General features: G+C 70.1%; 19 protein-coding genes. 2 read left to right on the top strand and 17 right to left on the bottom strand.

Annotated features, from left to right (window positions below; genetic code table 11):
• Positions 1 to 63 precede the first annotated feature (63 nt).
• From lepB (ACFFIA_RS21320) to trmD, 4 genes are all read right to left on the bottom strand, one after another.
• Complete coding sequence (gene lepB, locus ACFFIA_RS21320) at positions 64 to 696, bottom strand: signal peptidase I (protein ID WP_377253338.1); 633 nt, start codon at positions 694 to 696, stop codon at positions 64 to 66.
• Positions 693 to 1,583 carry a signal peptidase I gene (gene lepB, locus ACFFIA_RS21315; protein WP_377253397.1) on the bottom strand — a complete coding sequence of 297 codons (891 nt, stop codon included), beginning with the start codon at positions 1,581 to 1,583 and terminating at the stop codon, positions 693 to 695. Before lepB (ACFFIA_RS21315) ends, lepB (ACFFIA_RS21320) begins: the two co-directional genes overlap by 4 nt.
• A gap of 286 nt (positions 1,584 to 1,869) precedes the next feature.
• Positions 1,870 to 2,226 carry a 50S ribosomal protein L19 gene (gene rplS, locus ACFFIA_RS21310; RefSeq protein ID WP_377253336.1) on the bottom strand — a complete coding sequence of 119 codons (357 nt, stop codon included), beginning with the start codon at positions 2,224 to 2,226 and terminating at the stop codon, positions 1,870 to 1,872.
• Positions 2,227 to 2,329: 103 nt separating this feature from the next.
• Positions 2,330 to 3,097 (bottom strand): tRNA (guanosine(37)-N1)-methyltransferase TrmD, encoded by a 768-nt coding sequence (trmD, locus tag ACFFIA_RS21305; protein ID WP_377253334.1) that lies wholly within the window; start codon positions 3,095 to 3,097, stop codon positions 2,330 to 2,332.
• Positions 3,098 to 3,160: 63 nt separating this feature from the next.
• Here trmD and ACFFIA_RS21300 point away from each other — a divergent pair, with 63 nt between their 5' ends.
• Positions 3,161 to 3,406, top strand: a complete 246-nt coding sequence (locus ACFFIA_RS21300; protein WP_377253332.1) for a hypothetical protein — start codon at positions 3,161 to 3,163, stop codon at positions 3,404 to 3,406.
• Between the two features lie 5 nt (positions 3,407 to 3,411).
• Positions 3,412 to 3,723, top strand: a complete 312-nt coding sequence (locus ACFFIA_RS21295) for a hypothetical protein (RefSeq protein ID WP_377253330.1) — start codon at positions 3,412 to 3,414, stop codon at positions 3,721 to 3,723.
• Positions 3,724 to 4,172: 449 nt separating this feature from the next.
• On the opposite strand, the gene rimM is transcribed toward ACFFIA_RS21295, so the two are convergent.
• The 13 genes from rimM to ACFFIA_RS21230 all read right to left on the bottom strand — a co-directional run bounded on the left by rimM (position 4,173) and on the right by ACFFIA_RS21230 (position 16,115).
• A complete protein-coding gene (rimM, locus tag ACFFIA_RS21290) occupies positions 4,173 to 4,715 on the bottom strand; it encodes a ribosome maturation factor RimM (protein WP_377253328.1) in 543 nt (180 codons plus the stop codon).
• 3 nt (positions 4,716 to 4,718) lie between these two features.
• On the bottom strand, positions 4,719 to 4,979 hold the full coding sequence (locus tag ACFFIA_RS21285; RefSeq protein ID WP_377253326.1) for an RNA-binding protein: 261 nt from the start codon (positions 4,977 to 4,979) through the stop codon (positions 4,719 to 4,721).
• Entirely contained in the window at positions 4,954 to 5,415 is a 462-nt protein-coding gene (rpsP, locus tag ACFFIA_RS21280) for a 30S ribosomal protein S16 (protein ID WP_377253324.1), read from the bottom strand. The genes ACFFIA_RS21285 and rpsP overlap by 26 nt, the downstream gene beginning before the upstream one ends.
• A gap of 178 nt (positions 5,416 to 5,593) precedes the next feature.
• On the bottom strand, positions 5,594 to 6,247 hold the full coding sequence (locus ACFFIA_RS21275; RefSeq protein WP_377253322.1) for a ribonuclease FAU-1 family protein: 654 nt from the start codon (positions 6,245 to 6,247) through the stop codon (positions 5,594 to 5,596).
• A 10-nt stretch (positions 6,248 to 6,257) separates the two neighbouring features.
• Positions 6,258 to 7,679, bottom strand: coding sequence for a proline--tRNA ligase (gene proS / locus ACFFIA_RS21270; protein ID WP_377253320.1), 1,422 nt, complete (start codon positions 7,677 to 7,679; stop codon positions 6,258 to 6,260).
• A gap of 143 nt (positions 7,680 to 7,822) precedes the next feature.
• Complete coding sequence (locus tag ACFFIA_RS21265; RefSeq protein WP_377253318.1) at positions 7,823 to 8,905, bottom strand: amidohydrolase family protein; 1,083 nt, start codon at positions 8,903 to 8,905, stop codon at positions 7,823 to 7,825.
• A 21-nt stretch (positions 8,906 to 8,926) separates the two neighbouring features.
• On the bottom strand, positions 8,927 to 9,514 hold the full coding sequence (locus ACFFIA_RS21260) for a Uma2 family endonuclease (RefSeq protein ID WP_377253316.1): 588 nt from the start codon (positions 9,512 to 9,514) through the stop codon (positions 8,927 to 8,929).
• A 130-nt stretch (positions 9,515 to 9,644) separates the two neighbouring features.
• Positions 9,645 to 11,198, bottom strand: coding sequence for a signal recognition particle protein (gene ffh / locus ACFFIA_RS21255; protein ID WP_377253314.1), 1,554 nt, complete (start codon positions 11,196 to 11,198; stop codon positions 9,645 to 9,647).
• 127 nt (positions 11,199 to 11,325) lie between these two features.
• Positions 11,326 to 11,889 carry an acyltransferase family protein gene (locus ACFFIA_RS21250; RefSeq protein WP_377253312.1) on the bottom strand — a complete coding sequence of 188 codons (564 nt, stop codon included), beginning with the start codon at positions 11,887 to 11,889 and terminating at the stop codon, positions 11,326 to 11,328.
• A gap of 701 nt (positions 11,890 to 12,590) precedes the next feature.
• Positions 12,591 to 13,247 carry a response regulator transcription factor gene (locus ACFFIA_RS21245; RefSeq protein WP_377253310.1) on the bottom strand — a complete coding sequence of 219 codons (657 nt, stop codon included), beginning with the start codon at positions 13,245 to 13,247 and terminating at the stop codon, positions 12,591 to 12,593.
• Entirely contained in the window at positions 13,244 to 14,338 is a 1,095-nt protein-coding gene (locus ACFFIA_RS21240) for a sensor histidine kinase (protein WP_377253308.1), read from the bottom strand. The genes ACFFIA_RS21245 and ACFFIA_RS21240 overlap by 4 nt, the downstream gene beginning before the upstream one ends.
• Positions 14,339 to 14,422: 84 nt before the next feature.
• Entirely contained in the window at positions 14,423 to 15,247 is an 825-nt protein-coding gene (locus ACFFIA_RS21235) for a DUF2705 family protein (RefSeq protein WP_377253306.1), read from the bottom strand.
• Positions 15,237 to 16,115: an ABC transporter ATP-binding protein gene (locus ACFFIA_RS21230; protein ID WP_377253304.1), complete on the bottom strand. Its 879-nt coding sequence runs from the start codon at positions 16,113 to 16,115 to the stop codon at positions 15,237 to 15,239. The genes ACFFIA_RS21235 and ACFFIA_RS21230 overlap by 11 nt, the downstream gene beginning before the upstream one ends.
• Positions 16,116 to 16,120 lie beyond the last annotated feature (5 nt).

Here is a 16,120-nt window from a genome sequence, read left to right as displayed (position 1 = left end):
AATAGCCGAACAGACAACCGCCCGACAACCGCCCGGGACCGGACGGGCATCCAAGGGAAACGCTCAGGGGCTGGGGATCTTGTCGTACGGCTCAGGCACCGACAGCCACTTCGCGCGCCCCACCGGCCAGAACACCACGAACGCCCGCCCGATCACCGCGTCCTCTGGAATCGTGGACAGGTTGAGGTCGCGGGTGCGCTCCCAGTGCTCCAGCGAGTCGCCGGATGCCGAGCGGTGGTCACCCATCATCCACAGCCGCCCCTCGGGCACCGTGATGTCGAACGACTCGTCGGCCGCCAGGTCGGTGATGCCGCCCTCCGAAAAGAGGTAGGGCTCGTCGAGCGACTGGCCGTTGATGATCAGGCGCTGGTCGGCGTCGCAGCAGACGATGTGGTCGCCGCCCACGCCGATGACCCGCTTGATGAAGTCTTCGCCGTCGGGGTTGCTGCGCCACTCTACCGGCGCCTCGAAGACCACGATCTCGCCACGCTCCGGGGAGCGGAAATGGTAGACGAGCTTGTTGACGAGCACCCGGTCGTAGATGTCGAGCGTGTGCTCCATCGACGGCGACGGGATGTAGAAGGTCTGCAGGACGAAGGCGCGGACCAGCACGGCCACGAGGATCGCCACGCCCAGCAGGATGGGCAGCTCGCGCCAGAACGAACCGCGGCGCTTTTCGGTCTGCTCGTCAATCACGGACGGAGCCTACGACGCAGACCTGGAAATGAACGTCGGGAACGCGCGGACAGGCCCAAAGACCCCGGTGTGCGGCCCAGGAAGCCCCGGTTGAACAGGGCGAGGGGCAGCAGCAGTGGCAGGACGACAGCGAAACCTCCCTGGTCAGGCAGGCGAGCCGGTGCTTGCGCCGGCGGGCCGAGCGCAGCGGCCTGCGGTACGTCGTCGAAATTGGACGGTACGGAGAGCCCTGCCCACCGGTCATACGGCCAGACGATCACGAAGGCCCGACCGATCACGTTGTCGATCGGCACCTGCCCCTGGCACCGCGAGTCCTGCGAGACCAGGCGGTGGTCGCCCATCACGAAGAGGTTGCCGGGCGCGACGGTGATCTCGTCGAACTGCCTCGACCGGCACTCGCGCGGGTTGGGCGGCAGGTCGGGATCGGAGTTCTCCAACACGTACGGCTCGTCCATGGACTTGCCGTTGACCTGCACGCGGCCCTCGTCGTCGCAGCACTTGACCTTGTCGCCGGGAGTGCCGATGACCCGCTTGATGAAGTCTTTCTCCCCGGGGCGGCTGACCCCGACCAGGTCGCCCACGGTGCGGCCGAGCTTGGCCATGAAGCCGATATCCGGCTCATCCTGAAACTCGGGCGTCCAGTTGGGCGGCCCGCGGAAGACCACGACCTCGCCCCGCTCGGGGTCACGCACGTCGTAGACGATCTTGTTGACCAGCACGCGGTCGCCCACCAGCAGCGTGTCCTCCATCGACCCGGAGGGGATGAAGAACGCCTGGAGCAGAAACGTGCGGATCAGCACCGCCAAGCAGAACGCCACGACCAGCAGGAGTGGCAGCTCCTGCCAGAGCGGCATCTGGCGCCGCCGCCCGCCACCGCGGCGGGGCATGCGCCATGGATCGACGTCGCCGTCTCGCTGCACGTCACGCGTCCCCCGAGTCCGAGATACAGCACTACCGCCCGCGGCGCCTCCTCCTCGGGGGCTGGGCGAGCGGTAGTGCGGGGGTGTCGCGCCGCCCCGGCGTTGACCGCGGACGAAGCGTTCGTCGTACGTCACCGCGAACAGCGTATCTGCCCGGCACCCGAAGCGGCCAATGCCAAGAACACAAACCGATGCGGCCTCGGCCGCACATGGCCGAGGCTCACGCCAGTCGGGTCAGCGGGGAGGGCGAGCCTCAGCTCGCCTGCTTCTCCCGCTTCTCCTTGATCTTGGCGGCCTTGCCGCGCAGCTCCCGCAGGTAGTAGAGCTTCGCCCGGCGGACGGCACCGCGGGTCACGACCTCGATGCGGTCGATCGCGGGGCTGTTGACCGGGTAGGTGCGCTCCACACCGACGCCGAAGCTGACCTTGCGGACCGTGAAGGTCTCACGCAGGCCGCCGCCCTGGCGCCGGATGACCACGCCCTGGAAGACCTGGACCCGGGAACGGTTGCCCTCGACCACCCGCGCGTGCACCTTCACGGTGTCACCGGCGCGGAAGTCGGGGATGTCGGTCCGCTGCGACTGGGCGTCCAGTGCGTCGAGCGTGTTCATCGCGTGGCTTCCTCATGCTCGTTGGGGCGATCATCACCCGGCGGCGGCCGAGAGATGAGCACGCGGGCTCACCGGAGGGCGGTGGCTGGTCGCGGCAACCTCACTACTTTGCCATATCGGCACCCCGGACCTGAAATCCGGCCCCGTCGAGGAGTGCGACATCGCGCTTGTCCAGGATATCCGGGTCCAGCGCGGCAAGCAGATCGGGTCGCCGCTGTGCCGTGCGCAACAGCGCCTGGTCGCGCCGCCACCGGGCGATCCGCCCATGATCTCCGGAGCGGAGGATGTCGGGTACGAGGTGCCCCCGCCACTGCGGTGGCTTGGTGTACACCGGCGCCTCGAGTACGCCGTGCGCGTGCGACTCCTCGGCGAGCGACTCGGCGTTGCCCAGTACACCGGGGAGCAGCCGCACGATCGCCTCGCACATGACCAGCACCGCCACCTCACCGCCGAAGAGCACGTAGTCGCCGAGCGAGACCTCGGTGACCGGCATGCGGGTCGCGGCGTGGTCGAGTACGCGCTGGTCGATGCCCTCGTACCGGCCGCACGCGAAGATCAGCCGTGGCTCGCCGGCCAGCTCGTGCGCCATCGCCTGGCTGAAGCGCTCGCCGGCCGGCGTCGGTACGACCAGCCGCGCCTCCCCCTCCGGCGCCAGCGCGTCCAGCGCCTCGCCCCACGGCTCGGGGCGCATGACCATCCCCGGGCCGCCGCCGTACGGGCTGTCGTCGACCGTCCGGTGTACGTCGTGCGTCCACGTCCGCAGATCGTGTACGCCAACTTCCAGCAGCCCGCTGGCCTGCGCTTTTCCGATCAGCGACAGGTCGAGCGGGCCGAAGTACTCCGGGAAGATCGTGACAACGTCGATCCGCATCCCTTTTCGACCTCCGCATGGTGGCGGATGTATCCGACTGCGCTCTGGCCGAGTCTTTAACTCATGTACGGATCATCCGAGCAGGCACTCTACGTGCTGGACCAGGCGGCCGAGGTGCGCGCCCGGGCCGACGTCACCTGGCGCTCGGCGATCAGGCAAGCCCTCGCCAACAAGGTGTCGGTCGAGCAGATCGCCGACCGCGCACACACGACGATCGAGCAGGTGCTCGCGATCGTCAGCACTCCCGCCCCAACATCCGAATCTCCGCGTCGTGGCGGATGTTTCCCTCGCAACGCGGGGCCATGGTGAATGCCATGCCCCGCCTGAACATCACCGCGACAAGGTGTGAGGCGCTGTTCGTGTCGGATCTCCAACACTCGCAGCGTCCCAGCGCGGAGCAGGTACGCGCCGCGGTCGTCCGGACTGTTCGCGCACATGGCGCGAAGACCTGCGTGGCCATGGTCGCGCAGGAGTTCGGCGATCACCCCGACATCGCCGTCGCCCGGATGCGCTGGGCTCGGGCGGCGGTCGCGGCCGCGTACACGGCTCGCGTGACCGGATGGTCGACCCGAACGACCATCTGCCATTTGGCCGCCCCCGCCCTGCCTCCGGCTAAGGCGGCCTGAAACAACCGGTCATCCCCCCGACCGGTGACAGCCCCCGGGTGGCGGACGTACCACGCCTCCCCGCCACCCGGGGGTCTACCAAGAAACCCCCCGACCGGCGACAGCACAGCGCCCGCCACACAGAGGTGGCGGACCTACCACGCCTCCCCGCCACCCGGGGGTCTACCAAGAAACCCCCGACCGGCGACAGCGCAACGTCCGGGGGTGTCAAAAAGGGGAACCCCCGCCTCCGGGTTCTCCGAAGAAGGAATCCCCTGCCTTCGGATTCCTTCTGTGGATATGACCCCGAGCCCCGTGGCCAGGGCCTGCACCCCTGGCCACGGAAGGAGGGTCAAGATGCCAGGTCCGCGCCCTGAGAGAAGATCTGGGCTACCGCGCTGTCCGTCGCGGTGCGGGCCGTCGCTCCCGCAGCCTCACCCGCCGCGGTCCACGACCGTCTGGCCGCGGCGTCAGAGGTCGAAGAGCCCTTCGGGCGGATCCACGATCACGCGGCCACCGGCCAGGTCGACCTCGGGCACGATCGCCTTCACAAACGGGACCAGCGCCGTGCGCCCCTCGGGCCGGCGCAGCACCAGCAGGTCGGAAGCGGGCGCGTGATCGATGCGGGCGACCTCGCCCAGCGTCTCCCCCGCCGGCGTGACCGCCGTCAGGCCCACCAACTGGTGGTCGTGGAACTCGTCCGGGTCGTCCAGCGTGCCCAGGTCGGAGCTGTCGACACAGAGCAGCACGCCGCGCAGCGCGTCGGCGACGTTGCGGTCGTAGATCCCGTCGAACGCGACGATCAGCCGCCCCTGGTGGGCGCGGACCGCCTCGATGGTGAGCTGTGGCGGCACCTGGTAGGCGGCCGGGTCCGAAGACGGCGCCGCCCCCGGGTCGGTCGCGAGGACCTTTCCGGGGGCGAACCGCTCAGCTGGCTCGTCGGTCCGCACCTCCACGATGACTTCACCGCGGATGCCGTGCGGCCGGGCGATGCGGCCGACGTAAAGCTGCATGGATCAGTAGGAGTCGACGATGTCGACCCGGACGCCTCGGCCGCCGATCGATCCGATGACCTGGCGGAGGGCCTTGGCGGTGCGCCCGCCGCGGCCGATCACCGTGCCCAGGTCTTCGGGGTGCACACGCACCTCGAGCCGCTTGCCACGACGCGAGTCGATCATGCGGACGCGCACGTCGTCAGGGTGGTCGACAATGCCCTTGACCAGGTGCTCCAGCGCGGGCCGGAGTGCCACCTCAGCCCTGCTCGCCGGAGTCCGCACCGGCCTGCTCCTCGGTCTTGTCCGCGGTCGCCTCGCCAGCGGCCGCCTTCTTGGTCGCCTTCTTCGCGGTCTTGGCCGGAGCCGCCTCCGCGAGACCAGCAGCCGCCTTCGCCTCGGCCTCGTACGCCGCCTTGCGGTCAGCGCGCTCAGCCGCCACCAGCAGCGGCGGCGGGGCCGGCTCGCCCTTGAACTTCTGCCAGTCGCCGGTCTTCTCCAGCAGGCGCTGCACAGCCTCGCTGGGCTGGGCGCCGACGGAGAGCCAGTACTGCACCCGGTCCGACTTGACTTCGATCACCGAAGGGTCTTCCTTCGGCTGGTAGATCCCGACGTACTCGATCGCACGACCGTCGCGCTTGGTGCGCGAGTCGGCGACGACGATGCGGTACTGCGGGTTGCGGATCTTACCCATCCGCAGGAGCCGGATCTTTACGGCCACGTTTGTTTCGCTCCTGTGCGCGATGCGGGTGAGCTGACCGGGGCACCACGTGGGGTTGTGGCGTCGGAGCTCGGGTGGACTGACTACGCGACCGGGTTAGAGGGCGCGATCGCTTCGCCGGATACCAGCGAACCATTCTGCCAGACCCGCGACGAAAGGTCCGACCGGGGGTGAATGATCAGAAACGGGCGGGCGGGCGATCCCACCCCACCGGGAGTACGAGCGGAGGAGCCCAGGCCGGGTCGGGCGTGAAGTCGGTCCACGTGCCATCGAACGGGAACTCGCCCGCCTCGATCCGCTTCACCACGCGCCAGCCCTCGGCACGCACCGCCGCTTCGTCGGAGACCCAGTAGTGATCGGGATAACCGAGCCGCTCGGTGAACTCCCCCTCGTCCTTCCACTCCCAGGAGCGGTCCGGCCAGACCACGATGTCCAGATCCTGGTCGACCATGTCCACACCGGCCACCTCGCCGTCGTCCCAGCGCACGGCGGACTCTTCGAGGTTGACGTACCAGTTGGCGAAGCGGTCCGCATCGTCCCGGAACCACCACACCGAATGGCTCGCTCCCGCCGGCAGGAACTTGAGCACCGGCGGGCCGGCCCAGGTGCCTTCCACCAGGCGGTACGGCCCCTGCTCGATCCACTCCGAGAATGGCATCGACCGCAGCCCTCGCCCGTCGGCGGCTACCTCACCGGCGACCGGCGTGCCGCGGGCGACCCACAGCAGGAGGCCGCGCTCGTCGTCGGCGACCACGCGCGCCGGGCGTACCCAGGCGATGCGGCCTCGGTGGACGTTGCGGTGGATGATCAGCTGACCGGGCGCGAACCCCATCAGGGCGCGCTCAGTAAGCCCGAGCCAAGATGGCCTGCAACTCCGGCTCGTCTTCTGAGTCAGGCACCGAGCCGTCGGCCCGGATCAGGCAGCGGACCGTCACGCCCTGCCCGTTTGCCTCCTTTTCGCCGGCCGGGCCGACCTCCGACCACGGCACGCTGGCCCAGCCCGTGGCGCTAGCCTCGATCGCGTCCGCCAGCGTCCCCACCGTGACGGTGCGATCGAGACGCAACTTCAGCGCCTCGTCGTAGAGCGCCTGCTGGTCGGCCTCGAGCGCGGCCAGCACCGAAGCCACCACGTCGGGCACCGCCACCGGCGTCTTCGAGCCGTCGGTGCGGCGTACCAGCACCGCGTTGCCGGCCGCGAGGTCGCGGGGGCCCACCTCGACCCGTACCGGATAGCCCTTGAGCTCGGCATCGACGGCCCGGCGGCCGAACGGCGTGTCCACGCGGTCGTCGAAACCGACCCGGACCCCGGCGTCGCGCAGCGCGTCTCGAAGTTTCGACGCGGCCCCCGCCACACTCCCGAGGGCACCGCCGTCGCCATCCTTCACGATCATCACGTGGGCCTGCACCGGCGCCAGGCGAGGCGGCACGCGCAGCCCGTTGTCGTCGCCGTGGCACATGATCAGGCCGCCGAGCATGCGGGTCGAGGTGCCCCAGCTCGTGGTCCAGGCGTGCTCGACGCCGCCGGTGGCCGAGGAGTACGTGATGTCGAAGGCGCGGGCGAAGTTTTGCCCCAGCTCGTGCGACGTGCCCATCTGGAGGGCCTTGCCGTCGCCCATCATGCCCTCGAGCGTGTACGTATTGGTGGCGCCGGCGAAGCGCTCACCGGCCGTCTTGCGCCCGACCAGCACCGGGATGCCGAGCACGCCGACCATGAAGTCTTCGTACACCTCGTGGAGGATCTTGCGAGCGTAGGCCCGCGCGTCGGCCTCGGTGGCGTGGGCGGTGTGCCCCTCCTGCCACAGAAACTCACTGGTGCGCAGGAAGACCCGCGGGCGCAGCTCCCAGCGCACGACATTGGCCCACTGGTTGAGCAGCAGCGGCAGGTCGCGGTAGGAGTCGACCCACTTGGCCATGAACTCGCCGATCACCGTCTCGCTCGTGGGCCGCACCACCACCGGCTCGGCGAGCTGCTTGCCGCCACCGTGCGTGACCACCGCCAGCTCCGGCGAGAAGCCCTCCACGTGCTCGGCCTCGCGGCGCAGGTAGCTCTCCGGGATGAAGAGCGGGAAGTAGGCGTTTTCCGAGCCGGCCGCCTTGATCCGCGCATCCATCTCGGCCTGCATGCGCTCCCAGATGGCGTATCCCGTCGGTCGGATCACCATCGTGCCGCGCACCGGCCCGTTGTCGGCGAGCTGCGCCTTAGCGATGACGTCCTGGTACCAGCGGGGGAAGTCCTCCGCACGGGGAGTGAGCACGCGTGCCATGAGCCGACATCCTAGTGCGGCTCCCCGCCGCAACCTGACCCGGCGTCACCCCGTGTCCCTAATAGGAATTGGATCGATGGGAGTGGGCATGGCGGACGCGGAACGGTTCGACGCTGCGGGTCTGGGACATCGCCGGCTCCTGATCAGCCGGTCAGGACGCGGCCACGCAGCACGATCCGTCGGGGCCCCCGCACCACGCGGAGGTCCCGGCGGGGGTCCTCGTCGTACACGACCAAGTCGGCCAGGCCGCCCTCGACCAGCCCCGGGAAGCCCAGCCACTCCCGCGCGCCCCACGACGCCGCGCGCAGCACGTCGGTCGCGGAGAGGCCGGCCTCCTCGTGCATGCGCAGCATCTCTTCGGCGATCCGCCCGTGCGTGATGCCGCCGCCGGCGTCGGTGCCGGTGTAGAGGGGCACGCCCGCCTCGTACGCGGCCCGCACGATCGCCGGGAAGCCGTCGCCGAGAGCCCGCATGTGCCGCGCGTACCCGGGGAACTTGCCCTCCGCCCGCCCCGCGATGTCACCGAACGTGGCGATATTGATCATGGTGGGCACCAGCGCGGTCCCTCGCCGGGCCATCTCGTCGATCAGGTCCAGCGACAGCCCGGTGCCGTGCTCCACACAGTCGATGCCGGCCCGCACCAGCACCGCCACCGCCTCCTCGGAGAAGGTGTGCGCGGTGATCCGAGCCCCGGCCGCCTGCGCCGCGCGTACGGCCGCCTCCAGCGTCGCGACGTCCCAGCCCGGCGCGAGGTCGCCCACCGAGCGGTCGATCCAGTCGCCCACCAGCTTCACCCAGCCGTTGCCCGCCCCCGCCTGCCGGGTCACCTCGCCCGGCACGTCCGGCGCGCCGACCTCCACGCCGATGTCGCGCAGATACCGCTTCGGCGGGGCGACATGGCGCCCCGCGCGGGCCAGTCGCGGCACATCGGGGTCGTCGTCGAGCTGGGGGTACGGGTACGGCGAGCCGCAGTCCCGGATCGCGAGCACTCCGGTCTCCACGTCCTTTGCGGCGAGCTGCTTCGCTTGGGCGATCCCCTCGATCGGCGCCCCACCAGGCGCGATGCCGATGTGGCAGTGCGCGTCGACCAGCCCTGGGATCACGTACCCCCGGTCGGCGATCGTCTCCGCACCCGCCACGGGCAAAAACGTGACCCGGTCGCCGACCAGCCAGATGTCGCGCTCTTCGTCGTCCGGCAGCAGGACCCCACGCACGTGCAATGCCATGCGCACAGTCCTACCTGATCGTCAGCCGGCGGGCTTGGGCCGGGCCAGGAAAGCGTCGCGCCGCGCCGTCAGGGCGGGCAGGTCGATCGTGATCGGGTACGGCTGTTCGGTGGTGAAGACCCCGGTGGTCACGCCGTCGAGGGCGTAACGCCGGCGCTGCCTCTCCAGCACCATCTCGGTGAGGGCGATCTTGTCGCCCAGCGGGTCGACGATCCAGTACTTCTCGACGCCGCAGGCCGCGTACATACCGGCCTTTTCGCTGACATCGCGAAACCGCGAGTCTTTCGAGATGATCTCCACGGCGAGGATGGCGTCCTCCACCGGTGGCGGATGCTGAGCGACGTGTGCGGTGTCCATGACCACCACGTCAGGGCGCGGCTCGCTGTAGCGGTTCACGTCAAGCGAAAGATCGAAGACCGGCGCGTGGTCGCGTGGGCAGTTGACCCGAAGCGCGAAAGCGATCTCGACACATAAGAACTGGTGGATGAAGGTGGGGGACAAGAAGATCAACCTTCCGTTGACAAGTTCGTACGGAAGGTCGGGCGGCAGTTCGGCCAAGTCGTCGACGGTCCACACCTCGCGCTGTGGCAGGGCCAGGGCCGCGGTCATGGGGGCTCTCCTTCCGTAAGGCTGCGTCACGCTAACCACCTCACATCCGATGGTGCTGCCCCAACGGCGTTGGTCCGAGTCCCCCAATCGATTACCCGCGGACGCCCTCGCGATTGGTCGCTGACCGCCTCTACTTGTCGGTCTCCTTGTCGCGCTTGCTCAGCTTGCCGAAGTCGAGCTTGGGGAGCTTGAAGCCCGGCGGCAGCCCGCCCGGCCCGCCGCCCAGTGCGCTCGGGTCCAGGCCCGGCGGGAGCTGGGGCATGCCGGCGGGCATGCCGCCCGGCATGGCGCCGGACGAGCGGGGACGACCGCCGCCCTTGGTGCCCTTGCGCTTGTTCTTCGGCGACTTGGTCGCCTTGCGCCGGGCGCCGGGCAGGCCCATCATGCCGCCCATCTGCTTCATCATCTTCTGCGCCTCGGCGAAGCGGTTGAGCAGCTGGTTGACATCCATCACCGTGACGCCGGAGCCGCTGGCGATGCGGGCGCGGCGGGAGCCGTTGATGATCTTCGGATTGGTGCGCTCGCCCGGGGTCATCGAACGGATGATCGCGGTGACCCGGTCGAAGTGCTTGTCGTCGAGCTCGGCCAGCTGGTCCTTCATCTGGCCCATGCCCGGCATCATCGACAGCACGTTGGCGATCGGGCCCATCCGCCGCACGGCGGTGAGCTGGTCGAGGAAGTCTTCCAGCGTGAAGCTCTGGCCGCCCATGAGCTTGGCGGCCATCTTCTCCTTCTGGTCCTCGTCGAAGGCCTGCTCGGCCTGCTCGATGAGGGTCAGCACGTCGCCCATGCCCAGGATGCGGCTGGCCATCCGGTCGGGGTGGAAGACGTCGAAGTCTTCGAGCTTCTCGCCGGTGGAGGCGAAGAGGATCGGCTGGCCGGTCACGTGCCGCACGGACAGCGCCGCACCGCCTCGCGCGTCACCGTCCAGCTTGGACAGCACCACGCCGGTGATGCCCACGCCGTCGCGGAACGCCTCGGCCGTGCTCACCGCGTCCTGGCCGACCATCGCGTCGATGACGAACACGGTCTCGTCCGGCTGCACGGCGTCGCGGATCGAGGCGGCCTGCGCCATCATCTCCGCGTCGATGCCGAGGCGGCCGGCGGTGTCGACGATGACGATGTCGCGGGCGACGCGGCGGGCGTACTCGATCGAGTCGCGGGCCACCTGCACCGGGTCACCGACGCCGTTGCCCGGCTCCGGCGCGTACACCTCGACACCGGCCCGACCACCGAGCACCTGGAGCTGCCCGACGGCGTTGGGGCGCTGGAGGTCGGCGGCGACCAGCAGCGGCTGGTGCCCCTGGGCCTTGAGCCAGCGGGCGAGCTTGCCGGCGAGCGTGGTCTTACCGGAGCCCTGGAGGCCGGCGAGCATGATCACGGTGGGCGGCTGCTTGGCGAACTGGAGCCGCCGCGCCTCGCCACCGAGGATCCCGACCAGCTCCTCGTGCACGATCTTGATGACCTGCTGGGCCGGATTGAGTGCCTGGGACACATCGGCGCCGCGGGCCCGCTCCTTGACGTTCGCGATGAACGCCTTGACGACCGGCAACGCGACATCGGCCTCGAGCAGCGCGAGGCGGATCTCGCGGGCGGTGGCGTCGATGTCGGCGTCGGTGAGGCGCCCCTTGCCGCGGAGCTTGGTGAAGATCCCGGAGAGCCGGTCGCTCAAGGTGTCAAACACGCCACAACATCCCGTTTGTCGTCATTTAGCAAGACACATCACGGGCCGGCTGATGCGCCGGCCGCGTCCCCTAGCGTAACCGGACACCTGCCCGGCGACCCGCCACCAGCGGCGCGGCAGCCCTGGCTCAGCGGATCCGCTTCGAGTCGGCCACCTGAATCTTGGCGAAGCTCTCCAGCAGCCCTCGCCGCAGCACCTTCGCCAGCGGGCCCTCCACCAGCCGGTACGTGGCGTAGCTGAGCAGCAGCACAGCCGCCACGACCGAGGTGAGCAGGAGCCACGGCGGCACCGACTCGTGCAGTTTGCGGATCGCGGTCAGACCGATCTGGTTGTGCAGGAGGTACAGCGGGTAGGTGAGCGCGCCGATGGTCACCAGGCCGCGCCACCTGACCCAGCGGAACCAGCCGAGCGCCACCCCCAGCATGATCAGGAAGAAGACGAACATCAGAACCAGGATCACCGGGTACGAGGTGATGCCCCGCTTGACCGTGTCGTGCTGCGCGAGGTTGGCCGGCCCGATTACGACCGAGATGCCGAGCATGCACCACAGCAGCAGATTAGGGCCGAACCGGTACATGAGGTAGAGCGTGATGCCGGCGACGAAAAACGGCGCGTAGAACGGTTCGAAAAGCGCGTTCAGGAAACCCGAGTCGGTGTAGATCGAGAAGAGCGCGACGACCGTCCAGACCATGCAGAAAAAGGACCACCCGCCGGTACGTCACGCCGAAGGCCACGACGATCGAGAAGAGCAGGTAGAACTTCAGCTCCACGAAGAGCGTCCAGTAAACGTTTTCCACCGCCGGCACGTGCAGGAACTGCTGCAACATGGTCGGGTTGACCAGCACGTGCTCCGCCTTGGGCTGCCGGTCCAGCACGGGCACGAGGGTCAAAACCGTGGCGGTCAGCAGGACACCGAACATAGGTGCGTGGGCGTTGTCGGGGACATAGCCCTTTCAAACCGGCCGCGAGGGGCAACGTCCCCGACACAGCCCAATGCGAAGCGACCGGGCCCCGGGGCGGCGCGGCAACACGAGCCAGCGTGGACACACGCGAGTGCGCTGAGCGCGGATGGGACCGGTGCGATCCGTCCGTGGCGACTAATTGCCCCAGAGGGTGGACTTTCGCCACGCACGACCTGGATCTCCATGACCGCGAGCGTCCCCGCCCCGAACACGCGAATACGCGTTCGACCAACCAGACCGAGCCGTGCGCGTACCGGCGGCCGACGTGTGTCAGGCGCACGCCGGCGATGCGCGCGAGCTGAATGAGCTATGCCAAGGAGGTACGGGGGCGGTTTTGGTTGTGGACCGCGGAGGGTGAGGCTGCGGGAGCGGCGGTCTGAAGCGCGGCGGTCATCGCGGCAGCCCAGGTCTGTCCCTTGGAGGAGATCATCTAAAGGTCGACCAGACCGGACTGGTATGCGAAGACGACCAGCTGGGCGCGGTCGCGCGCGGAGAGCTTGATCATGGCGCGGCTGACGTGAGTGCGGGCGGTCGCGGGGCTGACCACCAGCCGCTCGGCGATCTCGTCGTTGCTCAGCCCTTCGCCGACCAGCCCGACGATCTCCCTCTCCCGCTCGGTGAGCGTGTCGAGTCGCGGATGCGGCTTGGGCACGCGGCTCGGCCGGGTCGCGAACTCGCGCACGACCCGCCGGGTCACCGACGGTGACAGCAGCGCCTCCCCACCCGCCACCAGCCGGATCGCCTGCAGCAGCTCGGCCGGCTTGGTGTCTTTGATCAGGAAGCCGCTGGCGCCGTGGCGGAGCGCGTCGAAGACGTACTCGTCCAGCTCGAAGGTGGTCAGCACGACGACGCGAGTTTCCGAAAGCGAGGGGTCGGCGACGATGCGGCGGGTCGCCTCGATGCCGTCGATGCCGGGCATGCGGATGTCCATGAGCACGACGTCGGGGCGCTCGCGCCTGGCCACCTCGACCGCGGCCAGCCCGTCGGGCGCCTCGCCGGCCACCGCCATGCCGTCTTCGCTCTCCACGAGCGTGCGCAGGCCGAGGCGGACGAGATCCTGGTCGTCGGCGATGAGTACGCGGATCATGGCAGCGGCAGCCTCGCGTGCACGCGGAAGCCGCCACCCTCGGCGGGCCCGGCGGTGAAGGCGCCGCCCAGCGCCGCGACCCGCTCGCGCATGCCCACCAGCCCGTGCCCCCCGCCCGGCTCGGTCACCGCGCCTCGGCCGGTGTCGACCACCTCCACGCTCACCTCCCGGGGCAGGTAGCCCAGCCGGACCGTGGCGGTCGCCGCGCCGGCATGGCGCAGCACGTTGGTCAGTGACTCCTGCACCACCCGGTATGCTGCCAGATCCACCGCCGCGGGCAGGTCCCGCCGCTCGCCGGTGATCTCGACCTTGACCGGCACGCCGGTCTCGGACATCCGCGCCACCAGGTCGTCGAGACGGGCCAGGCCCGCGGTGGCCGACCTGGTCTCGTCCTCCTTGGTACGGCGTACGAGCGCGAGCGTCACGCGCAGCTCGTCCAGCGCCTCGCGGCTGGTACGGCTGATCGCGGTGAGCGCCGCCTCGGCCTGCTCGGGACGCTTTGTGAGCAGGTGGAGCGCGATCTCGGCCTGCATGTTGATCGCGGAGAGGCCGTGCCCCACCACGTCGTGCACCTCCTGGGCCACGCGGAGCCGCTCCTCGTCGGCGTACTGGCGGGCCAGGTCGTCCCGCGCCCGCGCGGCCGCCTCGCGGCTGAGCCGGACGGTCACGCCCAGCGCGAACGGCACCACCACCCACGCCGCGCCCGGCACCACGCCCAGTGGGTTCCCGTCGACCACGGTGTGCGCCAGCAGGACGACCAGCGCGGCGGCGGACGCGATCGCGGCCGGCCGGAGCGGCAGGTGGCGGGCCGTCGTGTAGACCGCGACCAGGAAGGCCAGCAGGATCGGCCCGTATGGATACCCCAGCACCAGGTAGGTCGAGGTGCCGGTGGCCGCGACCGCGAGCGTGACCAGCGGCCACCACCGCCGCACCACGAGCGAGAGGGCGACGAGGACGACGAGCACGTACGTGAACGTGGTGACCGTGCGCCCCTGCCCCTCGCCGGCCGGCCCGGTGCCCCCGACGCCGATCAGCAGGAGCACGCCGGCCAGCAGGCAATCCACGGCCCACCGCCGGCGCGCCTCGCTCATGGCCGTCCTCGCTTCGCCCCGGGCGGCCACGAGGCTCCAAGCCCGCTGAGCCCGATGGTTCGCTCGGTCACGGTCACAATCCTCCTAGAGGATGTCGCGACGGCGCAGCAGCAGCCCGCCGATCCCGACGAAGGCGATCAGGTACGCGGCCAGCACCGCCACCGCGTGCCCGTCCCCCACCAGCGCGGCCACGCCGGGCGTGTCGGCCGAGGTGCCGAGCGAGGCGGCGAGCGAGCCGGCATTGGGCCCGGGCAGCCACTCCTGGAGCGCGGCGACCCAGTCGAGCAGCGGGGCGGCGATGGCGGCGAGCAGGTTCTGCACGGCCATCAGCCACACCAGGCCCAGCCCTATCGGCAGCGCCACGCCGCGCAGCGCGACGGCGAGCACCACGCCCAGCCCGGCCCAGGTCATCGCCATCAACCAGCCCGCGCCGACGCCCGCGACGAGGTCCACGACCGACGGCCACCGCGCCGGCGCGCCCTCCACGGCGGCGATCACCGCGCTGGTGGCCGCGCCCGACGCGAAGAGCGCCAGCACGATCGCGAGGCTGGCGAGCGCGACCGCCGCGATCTTCGCCGCGTACACGGTCAGCCGCGACGGCCCCTGGGTCAGCAGCGTCTTCCAGGTGCCCCAGCCGTACTCGCCGCCGACCGCCAGCACGCCGAGGATCAGCAGGATCGCCCCGGCGAACACCGGTAGCCCGCCGATCGAGTTGCCGACGAGCTGGTCGGGCAGCGTCTCGGCGATGCCCCGGCCGGCGTTGGGCGCCCCCTCCGCGGTGCCGTTCGCCCCCGCGTACGGGACCAGGTAGGTGAAGGTCAGGCTGAGCAACACCGCGACGGCCAGCAGCAGCCAGCTCGCCGGGCGCCGCACCAGCTTGGTGATCTCGGCTCGCGTACTACCCCACATGTGTCAACTCCAGAAAGACGTCTTCCAGCTCCCGCTCACGCACGCCCAGCTCGCTCACGTCGATGCCGGCGTTCACCAGCTCGGCGTTGAGCCAGGCCGCCTTGCCCGCCTCGACGTCGAGCACCAGCGCGCCCTCCTCGACGTGCACCCGGTCCTCGCCGAACAGCGACCGGGCCAGCGCGGCGGCCTCGTCGACCGGGTCGGCGACGACCCGCAGCCGCGCGCCGCCGCGCAGCTCGGCCACCGTGCTCTCGGCGATCAACCGCCCGCCGGATACCACGCCGACCCGGTCGCAGATCTGCTGTACCTCGCCGAGCATGTGGCTGGAGAGCAGCACCGTCTTGCCGGCCGCGCCGAGCCGGCGGATCAGCCGCCGCATGTCGGCCATGCCGGCGGGGTCGAGGCCGTTGGTCGGCTCGTCGAGTATCAGCAGCTTGGGATCCTTGAGCAGCGCGGCGGCGACGCCGAGGCGCTGCTTCATGCCCAGCGAGTACGTGCCGTACCGGTCGCCGGCCCGCTCGGTCAGGTCGACCAGGTCCAGCGCGATGTCGATACGCCGGGGCGGGCAGCCGGAGTGGCGGGCGAGCACGCGCAGGTTCTCCCGCCCGGACAGGTACGGGTAGAACGCCGGCCCCTCGATCAGCGCGCCGATCCCGTCCAGATGGCCCGGCTCCCGGCCGAGCAGGCGGATCGTGCCCGAGGTCGGCCGTACCAGCCCGAGCAGCATCCGCAGTGTTGTCGTCTTCCCCGCGCCGTTCGGGCCGAGGAACCCGTAGACCTCTCCAGGCCGTACGGTCAGGCTCACCTTGTCGACGGCGACCAGTTGGCCGTACCGCTTGGTGAGTTCGTGGGTCTCCACTGGGAACATGCCGT

Source organism: Phytohabitans kaempferiae, assembly GCF_042433955.1.
Classification (GTDB): Bacteria; Actinomycetota; Actinomycetes; order Mycobacteriales; family Micromonosporaceae; genus Phytohabitans; species Phytohabitans kaempferiae.
Note: the sequence above shows the minus strand (reverse complement) of the source record. Positions and strands in the feature narration are given on the sequence as shown.

Coding starts and splice junctions, on each gene's coding strand:
- rimM (WP_377253328.1), bottom strand. CDS start 4,715: ATGCAGCTTTACGTCGGCCGCATCGCCCGGCCGCACGGCATCCGCGGT.
- ACFFIA_RS21275 (WP_377253322.1), bottom strand. CDS start 6,247: ATGGGGTTCGCGCCCGGTCAGCTGATCATCCACCGCAACGTCCACCGA.
- ACFFIA_RS21245 (WP_377253310.1), bottom strand. CDS start 13,247: ATGATCCGCGTACTCATCGCCGACGACCAGGATCTCGTCCGCCTCGGC.
- ACFFIA_RS21230 (WP_377253304.1), bottom strand. CDS start 16,115: ATGTTCCCAGTGGAGACCCACGAACTCACCAAGCGGTACGGCCAACTG.
- ACFFIA_RS21265 (WP_377253318.1), bottom strand. CDS start 8,905: ATGGCATTGCACGTGCGTGGGGTCCTGCTGCCGGACGACGAAGAGCGC.
- ACFFIA_RS21295 (WP_377253330.1), top strand. CDS start 3,412: ATGCCCCGCCTGAACATCACCGCGACAAGGTGTGAGGCGCTGTTCGTG.
- trmD (WP_377253334.1), bottom strand. CDS start 3,097: ATGCGGATCGACGTTGTCACGATCTTCCCGGAGTACTTCGGCCCGCTC.
- ACFFIA_RS21260 (WP_377253316.1), bottom strand. CDS start 9,514: ATGACCGCGGCCCTGGCCCTGCCACAGCGCGAGGTGTGGACCGTCGAC.
- lepB (WP_377253397.1), bottom strand. CDS start 1,583: ATGCCCCGCCGCGGTGGCGGGCGGCGGCGCCAGATGCCGCTCTGGCAG.
- ACFFIA_RS21240 (WP_377253308.1), bottom strand. CDS start 14,338: ATGAGCGAGGCGCGCCGGCGGTGGGCCGTGGATTGCCTGCTGGCCGGC.
- ACFFIA_RS21250 (WP_377253312.1), bottom strand. CDS start 11,889: ATGGTCTGGACGGTCGTCGCGCTCTTCTCGATCTACACCGACTCGGGT.
- rplS (WP_377253336.1), bottom strand. CDS start 2,226: ATGAACACGCTCGACGCACTGGACGCCCAGTCGCAGCGGACCGACATC.
- ACFFIA_RS21300 (WP_377253332.1), top strand. CDS start 3,161: ATGTACGGATCATCCGAGCAGGCACTCTACGTGCTGGACCAGGCGGCC.
- ACFFIA_RS21235 (WP_377253306.1), bottom strand. CDS start 15,247: ATGTGGGGTAGTACGCGAGCCGAGATCACCAAGCTGGTGCGGCGCCCG.
- proS (WP_377253320.1), bottom strand. CDS start 7,679: ATGGCACGCGTGCTCACTCCCCGTGCGGAGGACTTCCCCCGCTGGTAC.